The organism is Brevibacillus sp. BC25, from assembly GCF_000282075.1.
In the GTDB taxonomy this organism is placed as follows: Bacteria; Bacillota; Bacilli; order Brevibacillales; family Brevibacillaceae; genus Brevibacillus.
On record NZ_AKIX01000057.1, the window covers coordinates 22,403 to 41,668 of the forward strand.

Sequence of the window (19,266 nt, forward strand, 5' to 3'; positions counted from 1 at the left end):
TTGTTGCTAGTTTTCGGAAAAAGAATCTGATTCAGATGGCGTCGAGGCAAACCTTTTGCTAGTCCGTGTAGTTGTTTTCCTTTTTTATGAATCTGAGATAATAAGAGTAAGCAGGAAGGTGGTAACTATGAAACGGAAACTTATAATTGGTGATATCCATGGATATTTTCATATACTTAAGCAGCTACTGGAAAAAATAAATTATAAGCCTATACAGGACCAAGTTATTTTTATTGGAGATTATATAAGTCGAGGACCTGAATCTCTAAAAGTTGTTTCAGAGATAAAAAGAATGGTGGAGGAGGAAGATGCAATTGCGTTAATGGGTAATCACGAATATTCTTTGATTGAATTTTTAGACTCTCGGAATCCTTCCTTTGATTTATTTTTTCTACATAAAATGGGTGGTATGAACGCAATAGAAAGTTTTCTTCAAGGTGTTGATGATTCAGTTTTTAACGATATAGAGCTTGTTAAAAGAACACTCAAAGTAGAGCGCAAAGAAGAAATTGATTTTATAAATCATTTACCTTATTACTTTGAAGATGAAGGACATATTTTTGTACACGCAGGAGTTCGTCCAAGGAATTGGCGAGAAACAACGCCTTCTGATTTTGTCTGGATAGGTGAGGATTTTATCGAAAGTCCAACAGGCATTGACAAAGTTGTGATATTTGGACATACCCCAACTTCTAGAATAAAATCGAATCCAGAACCCAATCAAATTTGGTATTCAACAGAAGGTGATAAAATAGGAATAGATGGCGGGTGTGGCTATTCTGGTGGACAACTAAATGCGTTGGAAATCAATACGGAAGGATACAGGAACCACTTTGTAAAATGCTAAAATACACAGCCCCTACCCTAGTTAAAAGGTGGGGGCTGTTTGACGCTTGCCAACTAAACGACCATTTCCCTACTTTACAATTCCCTTCAAGTAGTCCAGGAGCAGTGGATAGAAATGGGGTTTGAAGTGAACGCCGTTGTCTGCGTATTGGATTTTGTTAGCGGCGAAGAGCGGTGACAAGTCCACGTAATCGACTTTGACTTCATCGGCCACTTGTTCAAGTGCTTGGTTGAAGTCCGTAATGTTCGCATACAGCGGCACTTGCTTCAGGGTTTCCTCGGCGACTGGCGGGATCGACAGGATGTGGAGCGTGGCCTTTGGCAGCTTGTTCCGGATGCTGCCGATCAGCTGCCGATAGCGCTCGACGAATTCCTGCTTGTCCGACAATCGAATGTCATTGCTGCCCAGCAGAATGAATACATGTTCCGGTGCCCGGCTGGCGAGTTTCTCGACATTCATGAGGGCGAGAGAGAGCGTCGCGCCGCTCGGGGCGATGACATTCGCCGTATCCACTTTGTTCAGATAGGACAACGCCCCCAAGATGGAATCCCCCAGGAAAACACTGTGCCTGAACGCTGCTTTGTAGGCTTCGTTCGTATCGGTGACCGCCGGACCGCGCGACTGATTGGCCAGATCCGTTCGCTCCTTCAAATAGCCCAACAGGATTGGGTAGAATGCGTTCGTGAAATGAGAGCCGTCTTCATCGTATTGAATGTTGTGCTGCCGGAAAATGGGGGCAAGGTCAATGTAGTCTATATACTTCTCCTTCGCCATCTTTTGCAGGGCTGCGTTGAATGTTTCAATCTGCGGGTTCATGGACGCACCGAACGGTGATGCGGCATCTACCGGCGTAATCGACAGCATGTAGACGTGGGCCGCCGGCAGGAGTTCTCTTACACGATCGACCAGCCGAGTGTATTTCTGTATGAACGTCTTCTTCGCTTCCTCTAGCGGTTCCCCGAGATCGTTCTGCCCCATTGACAGGAACACATGCGATGGCTTGCGGCTCGTGATCTCTTCGACGTTGTCCAGCGTAGATTGGACCGTTGCGCCCAATCCCCCCATAACGTTCGCTTCAGGCAGCAGGTCATCGTTCGTAAGTCCTCCGATAATGGAATCACCTACGAACAAGCTGCTGCCGAACAATTCCTGGACGCTGCCTGCAGGCACCTGCGTCGTAGCGAGCTGAGTCTGCCCCTTGTCGTCGGCCGCACCACAGGCGACGAGGGTCGATAGTATCGCCGCTGACAGAAAAATACTTACCCATCGTTGTACCATTTTCATGCGCAATAACTCCTTCTTACAAGATAGCCATATCATAGAATAGAGAAATCAATATCGGGTGCAGACGAGATCAATATCGGTTGTTAATGTAACAAGTAATGATGGATGTAAAATTAAGGAAACGATAAGGTGCTCTTTAGAAGCCATTAAGCTTAGCTCGTTACAATCAGGCTTGAGGTGATTGTCATGGAGCTAAAGCAGAACCGCGTTCGCATCATCGATGGCTTGCGGGGATTTAGTTTAGTAGGGATTTTGATGGCAAATATGCTGATTTTCCAGTATGGGATTTGGGGAAGCCAAGAAATGGATTTATACGCCCTCCCCGATTATGAAATGACTGCTTATAAGCTTGTGAAAATATTTGTGGAAGGCAGCTTTATGCCGATTTTTACCTTCATGTTTGGTTTCGGCATGATCAAGATGCAGCAAAGCTTGGCTGCAAAAGGCTTGAGGCAAAAACGTTACCTTGCCCGCAGGTTTTTGATGCTGATCGGACTTGGTTTCCTTCATTCGTACTTCCTGTGGGAAGGGGATATCTTAGGGTTTTATGGTCTGATGGGCTTTTTTCTGTTGCTGTTCATAAACCGAAAACCGAAAACACTGCTCATTTGGGGGATTGTCTTACTCTGCCTCATCAGCTTAATGGGGCTTGCTCCAGAAGATCCGAATGATCCTGCGAGTATTACCGATCCAGCCCGTATGGAAGCTTATGTGGTCAAAACCATGACCGTGTATGGCACGGGAACATACGACGAGATCGTGCATCACAGAAGCAGTGAAGATCCGCTTGGTTTGCCAGAATACGTGATGTTTGTTTTATTGTTAATGGCGCCGCTTATGAGCGCACCCATGTTTCTTTTTGGGATGTATGCTGCGAAGCGCAGGTGGTTCGAGAAGCCAGAGGAAGAACGAACCTCGTATCTCCGAAACATTCTGATCTTCTTGCCAGTGGGACTTTTGTTAAAAGCGTTACATGTGTATCTGCCGGGAACTTGGTGGAGTGGTGTCGGTGAGATATCGGGGGGAACCATACTTGCCATCGGTTACATTTTCGCCTTTGTTTGGTTCTTTTCCAGAAGCACGGAATCAACTTGGCTGCCAAGGTTTCAGGCCGTGGGGAAACTCTCCTTAACGAATTACCTTTTGCAAACCGTCATGTGTACGACGATCTTCTATGGCTATGGACTCGGATGGTTCGGAAAAATCGGGGTATTGGCTGGTTGCGGATTAGCGATCGTGATTTATGTGGGACAGCTTTTCTTAAGCCCGCTGTATCTCAAACGGTTCCGTTATGGTCCAGTGGAACGACTTTTGCGTATGTGGACGAATTTTTCGCTCTCCGGTAAGACAAAGCAACGCCCAGAAAAACCTATTTCTGCTTAGCACCAGAAAATAAAAACCAAGCAGCTGCTCTATTGGCTACTTGGTTTTTTGTTTTTCTTGGCTTCTAAAAATATGAATCCTCTTATCGGTTTCCATCATATGATGTTAATGATTGGAAAAAGATGATCAGATGGGTCATCGTAAAGAACGGAGGATGGGAATTGGGACGTTTTCCAAGAGCCGTAATGAGTCTTGTTTTCTTTAGCCTCTTTTGCTTGATCTTCCAAGCATCCATATTCGTGCCTGTAAGCCAAGCAGCAAGTGAAGAGGAAACACCTGCCGCGGTAGAATCCACTGTAGATCTTCGTCACTTACAAGGAAAAGTCAATGACATTAACGCCGAGAATTTAATCCAGGAAAAATATACGCCCGACAGTTGGAGCAAGCTTGTGTATGCTTTGGATGCTGCAAAAGCCGTACTGACTAAGCCAAACGTCACCCAAGCAGAAATCGATGGTGCCTTGTCCGTGTTAGTCATAGCAAGAGAAGGGCTGAAGAAGCAGGAAGGTACAGTCGACAAGAGTAAACTGCAAACAAAAGTAGAGGAAATTGCAGTGGAAAAGCTGCAAGAAAAAGATTACACGAGGGCCAGTTGGAAAGAGCTGCAGACTCGACTAGGGAATGCTTACTTTGTGCTGGATGATCCGCATGCGAGCCAGATTGTCGTAGATGTTGCCCTTGAGAAACTGATCAAAGCGAGACAAGATTTGAAGAGACAAGATGACGCGGTCTATAAAAGAGAATTGAGAGCCAAAGTGGAAGAGATCGAGGACAAAGACTTAGATGAAGACGACTACACCAGATCAAGCTGGCGTGACTTAGAAGATGCACTCGAACATGCATGGGATGTCATCAACGATCCACATGCCAGACAGTCGGAGGTAGACGACGCTCTGTACGATTTGAAGAAAGCATGGAGAGATCTAGAGGATGACGATGATCGGGACAGAGACCGGGATCGGGACAAAGACCGTAAAAAAGATTCCTATACCACACCGACTAACAGCTTTTTCACTGGAGGCAGCTCTACAGATAAGAAAGAAGAACGTCCTGCAACCAATAAGAAAAGTAAGAGCCAACGTGGCTATATCAATGGCTATCCTGACGGAACGTTTCAACCGGATCGCACGGTGACACGTGCGGAGATGGCTGCCATTTTACTGAACGCTGAAATGGTGAGCCAGTCTTCTGTGAATAAAGGAAGGTTCTTCGATGTAGCCGACAACTACTGGGCAGTAAATCCGATTCATCAAGCAAGTGCAGCGGGTATGATGAGCGGTTACCCAGATGGGACATTCCGCCCATCGGCCAACATTACCCGAGCGGAAATAGCCGCGGTCATCTACAAGTACAAGGCCTTGCAAGGTGCGGGAGGGGGCACTGCCTTTTTTGATGTAAGGGGAGATCACTGGTCATCTCCAATCATTGCAGCGGTTGTTGCAAAAGGCTACATGACAGGTTATCCTGACGGCACCTTCCAGCCGGAGAAAGCGTTGACTCGTGCCGAAGCTGTAACGATTCTCAATCGCGTGCTGAATCGCGTGCCAGAGAACCAGGCTGGCCCGCAAAGATGGCCGGACGTCGTACCTGGTCATTGGGCGTATAAAGAAATTGAAGAAGCATCCATTAAGTAACGATTTCGAAAAAGGACTCACCCTCCTGTAAAATATGAGGGTGAGTTTTTTTTATCCTGACACACATGATGTCAGGATTCGTGCACTATGATGATGACAGTTACCGAATAGGTGATGAATATGAGGAGTGTAAACAGATGAAGCTGGATCGATTACTTGCCATCACGATAGAGTTGATGACGAAAAAACGGGTGACAGCAACAGAGCTTGCAGCCAGATTTGAGGTCTCTGTTCGAACGATTTATCGTGATGTTGAGTTAATTAATCAAGCTGGCATTCCCGTCGTTTCATTTACGGGAGCAGATGGTGGATTCGAGCTGATGGAAGGTTTCTTCCTAACGAAGCAGCACTTCTCTGTGAAAGACTTTTCGGTCATATACAATCTTTTAAAAAGTACGGAAGGAGCTATCGGAGGAAAATATACGACACTTGTTCAGAAGGTGGGCAGCCTGCAGCCTGCTCTACTGAATGGGGGAAATAACGAATCGATCATTTTTAACCTGAGTACGGTAGAAGATGAAAAGGCCGCCATTCACCCGCTTTCAGAGGCGATCCAGCAAAATCGGGTCACGACTTTCTCTTATATGAGTGCATCAGGTACGGTCTCAGAGAGACGAGTAGAGCCGCTCCGTCTATTTTGGGAGCGTGGAGCGTGGTATCTTCAGGCGTATTGCTTATCGCGTCAGGCGAATCGAATCTTTCGCCTTTCCAGGATTACCGCGCTTGAGGTGACAGAAGTCATTTTTCACCCAAGAAAAGACCAGACAAGCCAGGATGAAGAAGAAACGCGAGACTTTGAAGGGACACTAGCGCATCTCCGTTTTGATCCGTCCGTTGGGCTGCGTGTGTTGGAGCAATTCCCGGGAGAATGTACGCATCACGGTACGCATATCGATTTGCACAAAGTTTTTTATAAACGAGACTACGCGATTTCAGTCGTATTAAGTTATGGAGCAAAGGTGGAGATTATTTCCCCTGACGACTTAAAGGAAGACGTATTGAAAGAAATCAAAGAGATTCAGCAACGCTACCAATAATTTGAGGAGGATGTACAACATGACGATTTTAGTAACGGGTGCAACAGGTACGGTAGGGAGACATGTGGTGGATCAGCTTTTAAAAAAAGGAGTCAAGGTGCGTGCCATTTCGCGTAATCCGGAAAAAGCCGACCAGCCAGCGGGAGTAGAGGTTGTGGCAGGGGACCTAGCTATACCGGAGAGCTTGGAAGCGGCGCTGCAAGGTGTAACGGCTCTGCACTTAATTGCTTCTAGCTACACCTTTCAAACCGATCCGAAGGTAGTCGAAATGGCGGAAAGAGCTGGTGTGAAGCGCGTATCCGTATTGGTGAGCGACACGGAAGGACCTGTGGAAGAAGCACTGGCAAACAGTGGGATGGAATGGACTCTCCTAAAGCCTGTGGAATTCATGTCCAATGCGATTATCGATTGGCAGGAATCGATTCGTTTGGAGGGAGTCGTGCGGGAGCCTTTTGGCAATGCTTTGAGCGCGAAAGTACACGAAGCAGATATCGCGAGTGTTTCTGTGGTGGCATTGCTTGAACCGGGACACCATGGGCAAAGTTATTATCTTACGGGTCCAGAGGCGATTACGCGCATTGAGTCAGTTCAGATAATTTCGAAAATATCAGAGAGAGAAATTCGGTTTGAAGAGCTTACGGAGGAGCAGGCGCGACAGAATTGGAGAGATCAGGGGTACGAAGAGGGAGATATCGACTTTTTCGTAGCCATGGGCAAAAATCCACCTGAAGTGGGCTACACAGTCTTGTCCACGGTGGAGCAAGTGACGGGAAAGCCTGCAAGAACGTTTGCCGAATGGGCATCCGAACATAAAAGCTATTTTGGATAAGGAGTGGCCGCCATGTCATACGCCATTGAAGTTACGAAGCTCACGAAATCGTTTGGGGATCATGAGGTGGTCAAAGGAATTGACCTGCATGTAAAAAAAGGGGAGCTGTTCGCTTTGCTCGGCCCGAATGGCGCTGGAAAAACGACAACCATCCATATACTTTCCACGCTCCTTGCGCCAGATGGAGGAACAGCGTTGATAGCTGGCTGCGATACCGTGAAAAACGCGCAGGCTGTGCGCAAGAAAATAAGCCTGACGGGACAGTTTGCTGCCCTGGATGAAGGATTAACCGGATTGCAGAACTTGATCCTGATTGGCAGATTGTTTGGCTACTCTGCGAGGGAGGCCCGTACAAAAGCAAGCGAGCTGCTTCATACCTTTGGGCTTGCAGATGCCATGGATCGTACGGTAGAAAACTATTCTGGCGGGATGCGGCGACGATTAGATATCGCCGCTAGCGTCCTCACACAGCCGGAGCTTATTTTTCTGGATGAGCCTACCACGGGTCTCGACCCGCAAAGTCGGCAACAAGTATGGGAAGTCGTCCGTACGCTTTTGAAATCAGGCACCACTGTGCTATTAACGACCCAATATCTCGAAGAAGCCGATCAATTAGCAGACCGGATCGCGGTGATCGATAAAGGAACGATGATTGCAGAAGGGACATCTGAGCAGTTAAAAGCCTCGGTGGGAGGAAAGACGTTGACGGTTCGATTGACCGAACATCTGAACAAGGAACGGATAAGCCGTCTTTTGGAAGAACATCTTCGGTTGCCGATTTATCCAGATCAAGATGACCCACATTTTATAAGAATCCCGGTAAAAGAAGCGAATCTGGCAAACCAAGCAATCGGGTTACTTCTGGCTAATGATGTTTCCATCGAGCATTTTTCCCTGAGTGATCCGAGTCTGGAAGAGGTGTTTTTGGTCCTGACTCATGGCGAAAAGAAGGAGGCCTTTTCATGAACGCAAGTCATATGCCCAGTACCTTTGCGGCGATCCGCATCTTTATGTGGCGCACATGGCAAAACACAAAGAACAACCTTTTCACATTTTGTATGGACTCTATCCTCTCACCTGTGATGATGTTGCTTATTTTTACTAATTTGTTTGGTGGAGCCATCGCTGGTTCTACGGCAGCGTATCTCCAGTTTTTTCTGCCAGGTGTTCTTGTGTTGACGATCATTCCAATGACGGTTTATAGCGGGACGACCATCTGCCAGGATATAGCGAAGGGCGTGTATAACCGTTTTCGTACCATGCCCTTTTGGCAGCCAGCGTCTGTCATAGGCCCATTATTAACAGATGGCCTACGTTATACGATTGCGATACTCGTCGCCTTTGGCACAGGAATGCTGCTTGGGTTTCGTCCAGAAGGCGGCATAGTCGGCGCGACACTCGCTGTTTTGTATATCATTTTCTTCGCCTTTAGTGTGAGTTGGATTTTTTCTATGATCGGTATTTTGGCAAAGCGACCGGAGACGGTATCGGGTTCAAGTATGTTTTTTGTATACCTGTTGCTTTTTGCGAGCACGATCTTCGTAGATTCTTCCACTATGCCCAAATGGATGGGGACAATCGTCAATCTAAATCCGATAAGTATCGCAGTAGGGACGGTTCGAGGATTGATGGGGGGAACAGCAAATCTGTTTGATGTGATGGTCGGGATCGGATTATGTGTGCTGCTGATTGTCATATTTGCTCCGTTGACGATGCGTCTGTATTTGGCCAAACCCAATCGATAAATTGCGGATTCATAGGGAAAGCGTCGACGATCAATGTCGATGCTTTTTATGTATAGTGAAAAAGGTTGTTTTTTCTATTCTTTTCTATCATTCGGTTATCTCTTCCAAATTGTTGTGGTATAATCTACCATTGTGAAAGAAACAGCTTAGAATCGAGAGGAGAAAGTTTGATGAAACTAAACAAACGCTGGAGCAAGCTGACTCGCTGGGCGGGTACAGGTGCACTCAGTTTGGCGCTTTTGCTAGGGTATGTGCTTCCTGTCCACGGGCAGACACCCGAAGCTCTCCCAATCAGCCCTTGGTCGGTAACAACGTTGAACGAAGGGGAGAAATACGGGATTTTTCCATTGGGGTGGTATCAAGAGAGTTCTTTTCAGCAATCGATTCCTGCTGACAAGTTTATTACCTTGATGGAAGGAACAGCGAAAAAGCTGGATCTCCTGGGACTGAAGAAAAAGAACGCTTCCTTGTCCTTTCCGACTGATAAGGTCATTACGAGAGAAGCAGTCATTACTTCTATGTACAAACTTTTGGCGAACTACGAGCTGCCAGCAGCATTCGAAATGATCGGGGATACCCCGATTGACTACATGAAGAAAAAAGGCTTGGTCAAAGGAACAAGCGCAGGTCTCGAGCTGAAACAGCCAAGTACGGTTGAACAAGCGACGGTGATGGCGAGCCGACTGGTCGAGTTCGCATACGATACGGTGGGCGGAGGTGCCGAAGGTCTCATGTGGAAAGTGACCAACGGCAAAAACACCATGTACTTGCTTGGCTCGATTCACATGGGGATCGCAGATATGTACCCAATGCAAAAAGACATCCGGGACGCGTATGAAGAGTCGGACGAACTGTGGGTCGAAGCCGATATTATCAACGGTGACACTGATTATATGACACAACAAATGGTATACACTGATGGCACGACACTGAAGGATCATGTATCCGCTGAGACGTATCAAAAGGTGCAAAAATTGCTTGCAAAGCTGCAACTGCCAGCCAATACTTTGGACGCCTACAAGCCGTTTGCTGTTTCCTTGTCTGTGCCAACGCTTGGTTACGTGGACGGCGAAACGGATGTTCAGTTCGCGATGCTATCCGGCATCGACAGGTACTTCTTGACGAAGGCGATGCTGGATGAGAAGCCGATCAACGAGTTGGAAGGCATTAAGCTCCAAGCGGACTTGCTGTCCGGTGTACCAGCAGAGCAGCAGGAGAAAGAATTGAACATCATGTTAGATAGCGTTATGGCTGAAAAAGGACTGGATGAAAGTACAAAACTACTAAAAGACATGCAGACAGAATGGGTAGAAGGCGATCTGGATGGCTTTACCCAGATCATGACGACGCATGGCGATTTCGGTGAAGGCGAAGTGAATCAGCGTCTGCTCGGTGAGCGAGACAAAAACATGGCTATTAAACTCGCAGAAGTGTTGGAGAAAGAAGGGGAAACTACTTCTTTTGTCGTGGTCGGTGCTGCCCACTTCTCGATGAAAGGCATGGTTATCGATCACTTGAGGGCAAAAGGTTATGACGTGCAGCAATTGAAATAAGAGAGAGAAAAGGAAGTGTCGGCGCCGGCTGGCACTTCCTTTCATTGTTTACCGAAAAAATGCTTACCCGGACAACTGTTGCTAACATTCTCCAGTTGATAGTAAAATTATACTATCTTGGCATACATAGGAGGTATTTTGCGTGGGCTTGTTTGATATGTTTAAGACAGACAAAGGGGAAGAAATGACCCCTCATTTTGGATTCGCATGTTCCTTGCTCTACATGATGAAATCGGATGGAGAAATGGACCACGAGGAAATCGGTCAATTGCTCGCTGTATTGGGCGGCGAAGAAAGCAACGGCGTGATTGGTGTAGGTGCTAATAACAGACAGTTGCTCGATAACGCAATGAAATATACACGCAATAACTCCATCGAGAAATTCCTGAACGAAGTAACTCCATTGCTCACAGATGCTCAAAAAATGTGCATCCTGGTTAACCTGATCGATTCCTCCCTGGCAGATGGCCAACCTGAGCGCGAAGAGCAAGAGCTGTTTGGCAAGTTCTTGACTGCATTTGGAATTTCGGAAGATCGATTCCGTCCATTCTTTGAAGTAATCGTGTTGAAAAATGACCGTGGTGTGTTCGTGAATCAAAACCATCCAAAGAACCAACCAGGTTACAGAGTTACGCTTCCTGTTTAATTTTTTATACGAATTCAGAACCTTCTCATTTGAGAAGGTTTTTTCGTTTTTAGAAAAAGACAGATCTACAAAAGAGCAATACAAAAGAAATGTCGCCGCTTTGATTGTGCTACGATCTGCTTAGGAAAAAAATGAAAGGTGGGACCACCATGCGGAGTCAAATTTCCAAAACACGTCTGTGGATTGCACGGATTATGAGCGGACTTGTCATTCTTTTTATGCTTTTTGACGGTGTATTTAAACTCATCCAGCCTGCTCCTGTCGTAGAGGGAACCCTCGTACTTGGTTATGCGGAGCATCACATTGGCTTGATTGGAATTCTCGCCCTTGTATCAACGGTGCTGTATGCTATTCCCCGGACAGCAGTTTTGGGTGCGCTTCTGTTGACTGGATTTTTCGGTGGGGTCATCGCTACCCAGATCCGTGTAGATGCGCCACTCTTTTCCCATACGCTGTTTGCTGTCTACCTCGCGATTTTGATGTGGGGCGGGTTGTGGCTGCGAGATGATCGTGTGCGAAAATTACTTTTCGCTGCCAAAGAAGAAAAATGATAAACACATAAAGAAGCTGTAGCCACATCATCGGCTACAGCTTCTTTCATGATCCTATTTGGTTGTAACCGTGAATCTCCGGTATTCGTTGGGCAACAGCCCGGTGCTTTTGCGAAACAGCTGGGAGAAGCGACTGGAGTTGTGGTAGCCTACGATATACGCAATCTGATTAATGTGTAAATCGGTGCTTGTAAGCAGTTGCTCGGCGTGATTCATTCGCTTGTTTTGGATATATTCGGTAATGGTGCATTGGTTCGCTTGCTTAAAGGTGTATTTTAGCTTGGTGAGTCCCATGCAGGCAATACGGGCGAGGTGCTCCAAGTGTATTTCGGAGGAGAAGTGATCGTCAATGTAGGCGGTCACAGCTGTCAGGCCGTCCATATCCTGTCGGGATATGCTTTTGGATGGATGCGTTTTTTTATGTGCTTTGGCCTTCTCCACAATCAGCGATACTGCTTCTGCGACTTTCCCCTCGTAGTATAGCTTTGCGGCAATTCCCGTTCCCCGAAAATTGCGTATCTGTCGGAGCAAGAAAACAAGCTCCGCAAAATTCGTCATCCCGTCTACAGTAATAAAGGACGAGCGCAGGTCTTTATACTCTACTGGATATTTGCTTTTCAAATAATCCTCGTAATACTCCGGCATGATTTCAATAGCCGTCGAGCGAATGGGAATGTTTTTGCGATAGCTGGCCCGATACACATTGTTATAGCCGATATGGACGCGGATGCAGCCGCATGACAATCGTTTATATGGGTTGAATTCTTCTCCAGAGACGGAATCGTAATAATTGAAGCTCAGGTACTTGGGCTGCTGGAATTCCAGAAACAAATCCTCGTAAAAGACGAAATCTTGGATCGAAATCGAAAACAGGTTGTCGCGCGTATAAGTCCAGTAGCGTCCCTGCCCTTTCTCTGGCAAAACAGAAAAGCAAACACCCTCGCGATTGTATGGGCCGTGGTCGTCGTCAGGATAAAAGCCGCATTGCATTAGACACGGCGTATGTAGTTCCGTCAAAATATCTTTCATTATAGTCACCACCCATGCCGTGATCGGACGAAAACATACCATGAAAAGACGTATGTCTGCCTGTCGTATTGCTAGAGGTTATGATCATCATTATCATTACGATTTGTAAGGGAGGCTGTTTCCCTTAATAAAGTTGTGTGTGATCTCGGTTGTAGGGGTGTCTGTCGAATGAAGGAAGAAGCATATGAAAAAGAAACAACTCGTACGAGACGGCTCGGCCCCAGAACACATCTGTTGGTGCTGGTTATAGCCAGTATCTTGGCCATGACCGTTCGTGATGATATACAGGTGTACTTACTGGTGGCACTAAGTGTAGTGTACTTGGTATGGAATCACCTGTCCAGAAAGGCGTTTCAGCTGGTCGTGTTCTATTGCGTGTGCATGGCTTTTGTGTTTTTCATGCCGAATGCGTTGGCATTAGGAACGATGAAGCTCATTATCTACACGATGGTGAGAATGATGCCTGTCATCATGATCGGCACGGTTCTGATCTATACGCCACCTGGCAGTATCATGAGTGCGTTTGAGAAGATGTCAGTCCCCAAAACGATTTTGGTGATGATTTGCATTTTGATCCGTTTTTTCCCCGTAGTCATTTTGGAAATGAAAGCAATTCGTGACGGTATCCGCGCTAGAGGGATTTTTCCACATTGGTACAGCGTACTGAAGCATCCGGCCATGGCCTACGAATGTTTTTTTATGCCGTTGGTCGTCCGTTGCCTGAAGCTGTCGTCAGAGCTGGCATCGTCTGCTGAGCTCCGCGGTATCGAGTGCACAAATGCGCGGACCTCTATCTACCCGGTTGGCTTCAAGATCACGGATGGCATCGTCGTCGGGGTGTATGCACTGATAGGCTCGGCAATTTACTGGACGGGAGGGATGATTTCGTGATTGAGCTGAACGATGTCACGTTTCATTATGGACAGGATGATGGGGGACATGACACTGAGACTGGCGTGAAAAAGATCAGCTTATCTGTAAAAGCCGGACAGTGTGTCGTGCTATGTGGGCGGTCTGGCTGCGGCAAGAGTACGATTATGAGGCTGGTCAATGGTCTCGCACCGAATTTTTATGCCGGACGTCTCACGGGTGAAGTAAGCGTGGGTGGCAAAAGTCCTGCGAGCATGCTGCCAGAGGAACGTACCCGGCTAATGGGCGTCGTATTTCAAGACCCCCGCAGCCAATTTTTTATGGAAACCGTCCGGGATGAGCTGGCGTTTTCCGCAGAAAACATCGGTATGGCACCAGACGAGATTCGAAGCCGGATGGATAGGCAGGCGAGCCAGCTCGGGATTTCCCACTTGCTCGATAGCTCTTTACATAAGCTGTCCAGCGGGCAAAAGCAACGGGTGGCTATAGCGGCTGCATCCGTTTTGACACCGCCACTTCTCTTGCTGGATGAGCCTACTGCGAATCTGGACACTTCCTCTACGCAAAACCTGATTGAAATCTTAAGCAAGCTCAAGCAAAACGGTACCACCTTGCTAATCAGCGAGCATCGGCTAGTTCCTTTTCTACCCGTTGTCGATTTGTTTGTCTGCATGGAAAATGGCAAAATCGCACATACGTGGACGAAGGACGAATTCTGCCAGCTATCTCATGATGACGTGCGTATGTACGGTTTGCGTCATCCTGACATGACGTTTCCCGAGACAGCAAAGAAACGTGAGCAGCCAGAGATGTCCGAATTCATGGTGGAAGCAAGAGAGCTTAGCTATTTTTATAAAAAGAAAAACGACGGAATCACCGATATCAACATCTCGCTTCCGCAGGGGAGCGTAACAGCGTTGACTGGAGAAAACGGTACGGGCAAGACGACACTATGCAAAATTTTATGCGGTCTTCTTCGTGAGCGAAAAGGAACGATTGTCCGCCAAGGTCGTTCACTGTCCGCCAGCAAAAGACGAGCTGTAAGCTATTTGGTGATGCAGGATGCGGACTACCAGCTCTACGCAGACAGTGTCGGAAACGAAATCGTGTTGGGAAAAGTCTTGAATGAAGAGCTCCGCGAAAAGGCGTATGAGGCGATGGATGCTTTCGGTTTGCGCGAGCTTCGCGATCGGCATCCTGCGTCATTATCCGGTGGAGAAAAGCAGCGGGTCACGATGGCAGCCGCTTATTGCTCCGAGGCAGAACTGATCGTGCTGGATGAACCGACAAGCGGACTTGACGGCGATGGAGTGCTGAAGGTGGCCGCATGGGTGAAAAAGCTGGCCGAAGCAGGCAAAACGGTCGTCATTATCACGCATGACCAGATTCTTTCCAAGCTGGCATGTGATCAAGTGGTTGAGCTGCGGCGGCTTACCCGAGACGTTGAGACGACTTTTGCGGAGCCAGGGATACGAACAACCATTGAAACTGCCAATCGTTGACAGATGAAAAAGCATGTGGTAGGATGGGCACAACTTATTAGGAACGGAGGGTTACGTGTGGCAAATTAATTTTTCGATACTTTATTCGCACAACAAAATCGATGAAATAGCGTGAAAAGGCTATGTTGTGTGCATACGAATCGGAAAATGGATTGCCGCTACGGTAACCCAATTGAATCATGGGCAAATGGAGTGAGGAAGGCAAGCGTGATGACCTCCTCTATTTGCATGATCTGCGAAGAGAATGGAACCAATCCTGTACAATCAGATGCTGGTATCTGATGTTCATAGGTTTCGTTTCTTCTTCCTTTTTCGATGACGTAAGCACAGGCAGCCTAGCCTGTGTTTTTTTATTTCAGTTCGTTGAGGAGGAAAACATACAATGGCAGAACAGATTTTAAAAGTGAACGGTGTGGAAATATGTGCGGAAAGCTTTGGGAAACCCACAGATCCGGCGATTTTGCTGATTATGGGAGCCCAGATGTCTATGCTTTGGTGGGAGGAAGAATTTTGTCAGCGAATAGCCGACGCTGGACGATTTGTTATTCGTTTTGATAATCGGGATGTCGGACGCTCCACGACCTACGAGGTTGGCCAACCAGGTTATGCGTTTGAAGATATGGCGGATGACGCTGTTCACATCCTAGATGCATTCGGCGTACAGCAGTCGCACATCGTTGGTATGTCTATGGGCGGACTGTTGACGCAATTCATTGCATTGAGACATCCTGAAAGAGTTCGCACGATCACATTGCACGCAACGTCGAATTTTGCTCCTGATCTACCACCAATCGATGAGAAGCTGATGGAGTTTTTCAGTAATATGGGGGAGATCAACTGGGAGGATGAACAAGAGGTTTTAGCAGCTGCAGTTGCGAGTTCGAAAGTTTTGATCGGTTCCAAGCATCCTTTTGACGAGGCGCGCGTTCGTGAATTGGCCCAAATAGATATCGCCAGAAGCAACCATTATGCGAGTAAGAACAACCACGCCTTTGTAACGACCAGCGAAACGTACCTGATGCGGACAGGGGAAATCGCTGTACCAGCACTCGTGATTCACGGTACAGAAGATTTGCTCATCCCTTTCGCGCATGCTTTACATCTTGCGAACACCATTCCGGGAGCAGTCTTGCTCACGTTGGAAGGGACGGGGCATGAGCTTCCGCGTGGGGATTGGGATGTCGTCATCGAAGCGATTTTGAAGCATACGAGCGGAAGACGTGTACGATTATAAATATCAGCTCGATTGCGGGTAAGAAAACATTCGCGAGATCGCGCTGGCTCCAACCAGACAGCAAGGTGGGGTACCAGAAAATACGAGAACGAATTGAATCGTTACGAGAGAAGCAAGCCCAAGTTTCAACTCCAAAGCAGATAAAACGTGAGATGGATGAGAATAATAAAGATATTTGCTCATGCAGAGGTTTATAAAAAAATCTAAGGGAACATCGTTCCCTCCTTATTCAACTAAAGGGCCATTTAATTGAATAACACTTTAATGAAAATTGGATATTTATGTTAGATTTTAGAAGAGATTGTGAAGTTTTGTACTTAAAGTAACGGGGCAAGTTAGCTGAAGAAGAACGTAGAATACTAAGGTGCAATGCTAGATGCTTAAGAGGCATTATTGTCTCTTAAGCATCTGGAATAATTGTGATAGCAACTGTTCGAACTGGAGTATCTTCTGCATTATTTTCACTTGTATTATGGTAGTACTTATTAATTAATTCGTTTAATTCATTTTGGAATTGCTTGAATTTTTCATCATCTAACGTTAACGCGGCTAAAGAAAAAGTAGCACTATCCTCTGAATTGTTTTGCTCTTCTAATTTTTTAAGATAACTTTGATATTGATACAAAAGAGATAATTGGTAGTAAGTAACATAATCAAGTTTCTGCTGTTGCGATGCTTTTTTCCATTCCTCCGCATCGATTCTAGCCTCATCTTCATTTAAAGCATAATATTTTTCAGAAACTGATTTCACTTTTTTTTCTTTAATAACGTGAATAATTCCAGAATCCATCATAATTTGTAACTGTCTATATAGAGTTGCTTGAGGTACATCTTTAATGATTTTGACCATTTCTAAAGGTGTTAATCCATTTTCTTTATTTCTCATTAATGATTGGCAAATTTTCATTCTAACGGGATGCATTAAAACATCAACTTTATTGACCATAATATCCCCTCTTATTCATCCAATTTTTCATTCCTATTATAAATAATGAGAATAATTATTGCAATCATTCAACTTTTATTTTATCATTATCGATAACGATAATAAAGTTTGGTTATGCAGAGTTAAATGCTCTTAAAGATATTGATTTTATAGCTTTTCTCTAAGGGCGTTAATCTAAGACTAATACTTTTATGAGAGGGGATACGAAAATGATAAAAAGAATAGAATTGATATTAACAGTTAGTATTATTATGTTTTTGACTGTTTTTGGACTAAGTACAAAACTTATTTTTGCAGCGGAATTAAAGAAAATTAACGGGGAAACACCTTCGGGTATTCCATTGAATGAGATGGAAGAAAAGATAGATCAATATGTATCGAAGTATTTAGACAAAACAACACCAGGGGCTGCAATTGCAGTTGTGAAAGATGGTCAAATTATTCTCTCAAAAGGCTATGGATATGCGGATGTTGAAAAGCAAATTTCAGTTGATCCATCAAAGACAGTTTTTGAATGGGGATCCATAAGTAAATTATTCACTTGGACATCTGCAATGCAATTAGTTGAACAAGGTAAACTTGATTTAGATGAGGATATTAAAACATATCTACCTTCTGACTTTGCAAAAAAACTTAATTTCCAACAAACTGTTACAATGAGAGATCTTATGAATCATGCTGCTGGATTTGGAGACTACGCCTTTAATACAATTGCTTTTTCAAAGGATGGATTATTCCCTCTTGAAGAAGCATTACTACTTGATAAATCTAAACAGTATTATAAAGTGGGAACAGCTAGTTCGTATAGTAACTATGGAGCATCTCTTGCTGGTTATGTAGTGGAATGTATAAGTAAACAGCCATTTCATGATTATGAACGGGAACATTTATTTAATGTACTTGAGATGAATAATACAACGGGAAATACAACATTTGATGATAATAAAAAACTTTTAGAAACAAAAGCAAAGGGATATTTACCAAATCCAGAAGGAGGTTTCATACTTGGTAATTGGTCATATGTTTCTCATTATCCAGCAGGTTCTATAAACGGTACGGTAGAAGATTTGGCAAAATATGCAATTGCAATAACTCCAGAAAAAGGTCAAAAGTCACCGATGTTTGATAATTCAGACACACTAGAAACTATGTTTTCACCAAGTTACAGTTTAGATGGAGAAATGGTTGGAACGGCACATGGTTTTTTTGAATATGTGGGAGAATACCGTACTATTGGTCATGGAGGTAATACTGCAACATTTTCAAGTCAATTTACGATAGTACCTGAAGAAAGATTTGGAATTGTAATCCTTACAAATGCAAGTGCTGAAATGGACATTCTATTTGGAGTACAAGAATTGTTAATTGGTAAAAAGCATACAGAGAGTAAAGTTCCTTATCTAAAACTACCTTCTTCAAATGAAGTAGATGGAAAATATGTTCCATTTCAACGGCAAGAGGGAAATTTTTTGGAATTTGCAAATTATCAAAATTTATATACTGTTAGTGCAACGAACAAAAATGAAATCACAATGAGTTTAGGGCAATATAAAGGTACTTATGTACAGACGAAACCATATTATTATGAACTTGTTAAAGAAAATTTCCCTGTTTTTAGAAATGCGTATCCCATTTTACAATTCAAAATGGAAGAAGGCAAAGTGAAACAGATAATTGTAGGGCATGGTATGGATTTATCTGAACTACCACCTGATAGAACAATCCCAGTTTTAATTGCTAGTGTTTTAGTATTATTAAGTACAACTCTGTATTTCTTAATTGCACCACTGTTTTTACTCATTCTTAAATTTAAAAATAGAAAGAAACAATTAGAATTAGAAGATAAAAGATTTAATTTCTACTATTCAATGTTAATATTATGTGGCACAATAACTTTTTTAAACAATCTAATATGTATTACTAGAATTATGATGAATAAATTCCGTACCTTTGCGGAGGTCAAACCTCATCTTTTACTGAATTATCCTTTACTCGTATGTACAGTTATTGCAGCCTTCTTCTCTATCAAATATATGAGAAAAATAGTAAGTTCTAAAAAACGTAAAGTATTTTATTTTCTTACAATTACTTTGTTAACTTTATTATTTGCATTATTAATAGGATGGAATTTCTTTATTGTTGTATAAATAATTAGCTAACTATGATTGTCAGTGTT

Annotated in this window: 17 protein-coding genes; 14 read left to right on the forward strand and 3 right to left on the reverse strand. The window is 44.7% G+C overall.

Annotated elements, in window-relative coordinates:
- Positions 1-127: 127 nt before the first annotated feature.
- The gene (locus PMI05_RS16380; protein ID WP_007723745.1) at positions 128-847 is read left to right on the forward strand and encodes a metallophosphoesterase family protein; all 720 of its coding nucleotides are present in this window, start codon (positions 128-130) and stop codon (positions 845-847) included.
- 69 nt (positions 848-916) lie between these two features.
- Here the strand turns inward: PMI05_RS16380 and PMI05_RS16385 are convergent, their stop codons facing one another.
- Positions 917-2,131: a GDSL-type esterase/lipase family protein gene (locus PMI05_RS16385; protein ID WP_007723750.1), complete on the reverse strand. Its 1,215-nt coding sequence runs from the start codon at positions 2,129-2,131 to the stop codon at positions 917-919.
- A gap of 186 nt (positions 2,132-2,317) precedes the next feature.
- Between PMI05_RS16385 and PMI05_RS16390 the strand changes: the two genes are divergently transcribed.
- From PMI05_RS16390 to PMI05_RS16430, 9 genes are all read left to right on the forward strand, one after another.
- The gene (locus PMI05_RS16390) at positions 2,318-3,514 is read left to right on the forward strand and encodes a DUF418 domain-containing protein (protein WP_007723756.1); all 1,197 of its coding nucleotides are present in this window, start codon (positions 2,318-2,320) and stop codon (positions 3,512-3,514) included.
- A 161-nt stretch (positions 3,515-3,675) separates the two neighbouring features.
- A complete protein-coding gene (locus tag PMI05_RS16395) occupies positions 3,676-5,148 on the forward strand; it encodes an S-layer homology domain-containing protein (protein ID WP_007723772.1) in 1,473 nt (490 codons plus the stop codon).
- A 137-nt stretch (positions 5,149-5,285) separates the two neighbouring features.
- Complete coding sequence (locus PMI05_RS16400; protein WP_007723775.1) at positions 5,286-6,185, forward strand: YafY family protein; 900 nt, start codon at positions 5,286-5,288, stop codon at positions 6,183-6,185.
- A 19-nt stretch (positions 6,186-6,204) separates the two neighbouring features.
- On the forward strand, positions 6,205-7,014 hold the full coding sequence (locus tag PMI05_RS16405) for an SDR family NAD(P)-dependent oxidoreductase (RefSeq protein ID WP_007723778.1): 810 nt from the start codon (positions 6,205-6,207) through the stop codon (positions 7,012-7,014).
- 12 nt (positions 7,015-7,026) lie between these two features.
- A complete protein-coding gene (locus PMI05_RS16410) occupies positions 7,027-7,980 on the forward strand; it encodes a daunorubicin resistance protein DrrA family ABC transporter ATP-binding protein (protein ID WP_007723779.1) in 954 nt (317 codons plus the stop codon).
- Positions 7,977-8,759 (forward strand): ABC transporter permease, encoded by a 783-nt coding sequence (locus PMI05_RS16415; protein WP_007723782.1) that lies wholly within the window; start codon positions 7,977-7,979, stop codon positions 8,757-8,759. Before PMI05_RS16410 ends, PMI05_RS16415 begins: the two co-directional genes overlap by 4 nt.
- Before the next feature lie 170 nt (positions 8,760-8,929).
- Entirely contained in the window at positions 8,930-10,312 is a 1,383-nt protein-coding gene (locus tag PMI05_RS16420) for a TraB/GumN family protein (protein ID WP_007723786.1), read from the forward strand.
- Between the two features lie 142 nt (positions 10,313-10,454).
- A complete protein-coding gene (locus PMI05_RS16425; RefSeq protein ID WP_007723788.1) occupies positions 10,455-10,958 on the forward strand; it encodes a TerB family tellurite resistance protein in 504 nt (167 codons plus the stop codon).
- Positions 10,959-11,107: 149 nt separating this feature from the next.
- The gene (locus PMI05_RS16430; RefSeq protein WP_007723791.1) at positions 11,108-11,509 is read left to right on the forward strand and encodes a DoxX family protein; all 402 of its coding nucleotides are present in this window, start codon (positions 11,108-11,110) and stop codon (positions 11,507-11,509) included.
- Positions 11,510-11,563: 54 nt separating this feature from the next.
- Here the strand turns inward: PMI05_RS16430 and PMI05_RS16435 are convergent, their stop codons facing one another.
- Positions 11,564-12,538, reverse strand: coding sequence for an AraC family transcriptional regulator (locus tag PMI05_RS16435; RefSeq protein ID WP_007723795.1), 975 nt, complete (start codon positions 12,536-12,538; stop codon positions 11,564-11,566).
- A 168-nt stretch (positions 12,539-12,706) separates the two neighbouring features.
- On the opposite strand from PMI05_RS16435, the gene PMI05_RS16440 reads away from it, so the two are divergent.
- The 3 genes from PMI05_RS16440 to PMI05_RS16450 all read left to right on the forward strand — a co-directional run bounded on the left by PMI05_RS16440 (position 12,707) and on the right by PMI05_RS16450 (position 16,144).
- On the forward strand, positions 12,707-13,429 hold the full coding sequence (locus PMI05_RS16440) for an energy-coupling factor transporter transmembrane component T (protein ID WP_007723798.1): 723 nt from the start codon (positions 12,707-12,709) through the stop codon (positions 13,427-13,429).
- The gene (locus PMI05_RS16445) at positions 13,426-14,910 is read left to right on the forward strand and encodes an ABC transporter ATP-binding protein (RefSeq protein WP_007723801.1); all 1,485 of its coding nucleotides are present in this window, start codon (positions 13,426-13,428) and stop codon (positions 14,908-14,910) included. Before PMI05_RS16440 ends, PMI05_RS16445 begins: the two co-directional genes overlap by 4 nt.
- Before the next feature lie 382 nt (positions 14,911-15,292).
- Entirely contained in the window at positions 15,293-16,144 is an 852-nt protein-coding gene (locus tag PMI05_RS16450; protein ID WP_007723804.1) for an alpha/beta fold hydrolase, read from the forward strand.
- 400 nt (positions 16,145-16,544) lie between these two features.
- Here PMI05_RS16450 and PMI05_RS16455 read toward each other — a convergent pair whose 3' ends face one another.
- Positions 16,545-17,090 (reverse strand): helix-turn-helix domain-containing protein, encoded by a 546-nt coding sequence (locus PMI05_RS16455; RefSeq protein WP_007723806.1) that lies wholly within the window; start codon positions 17,088-17,090, stop codon positions 16,545-16,547.
- A 209-nt stretch (positions 17,091-17,299) separates the two neighbouring features.
- Here PMI05_RS16455 and PMI05_RS29645 point away from each other — a divergent pair, with 209 nt between their 5' ends.
- Positions 17,300-19,237 (forward strand): serine hydrolase, encoded by a 1,938-nt coding sequence (locus PMI05_RS29645; RefSeq protein ID WP_007723809.1) that lies wholly within the window; start codon positions 17,300-17,302, stop codon positions 19,235-19,237.
- The last annotated feature ends 29 nt before the right edge of the window (positions 19,238-19,266 follow it).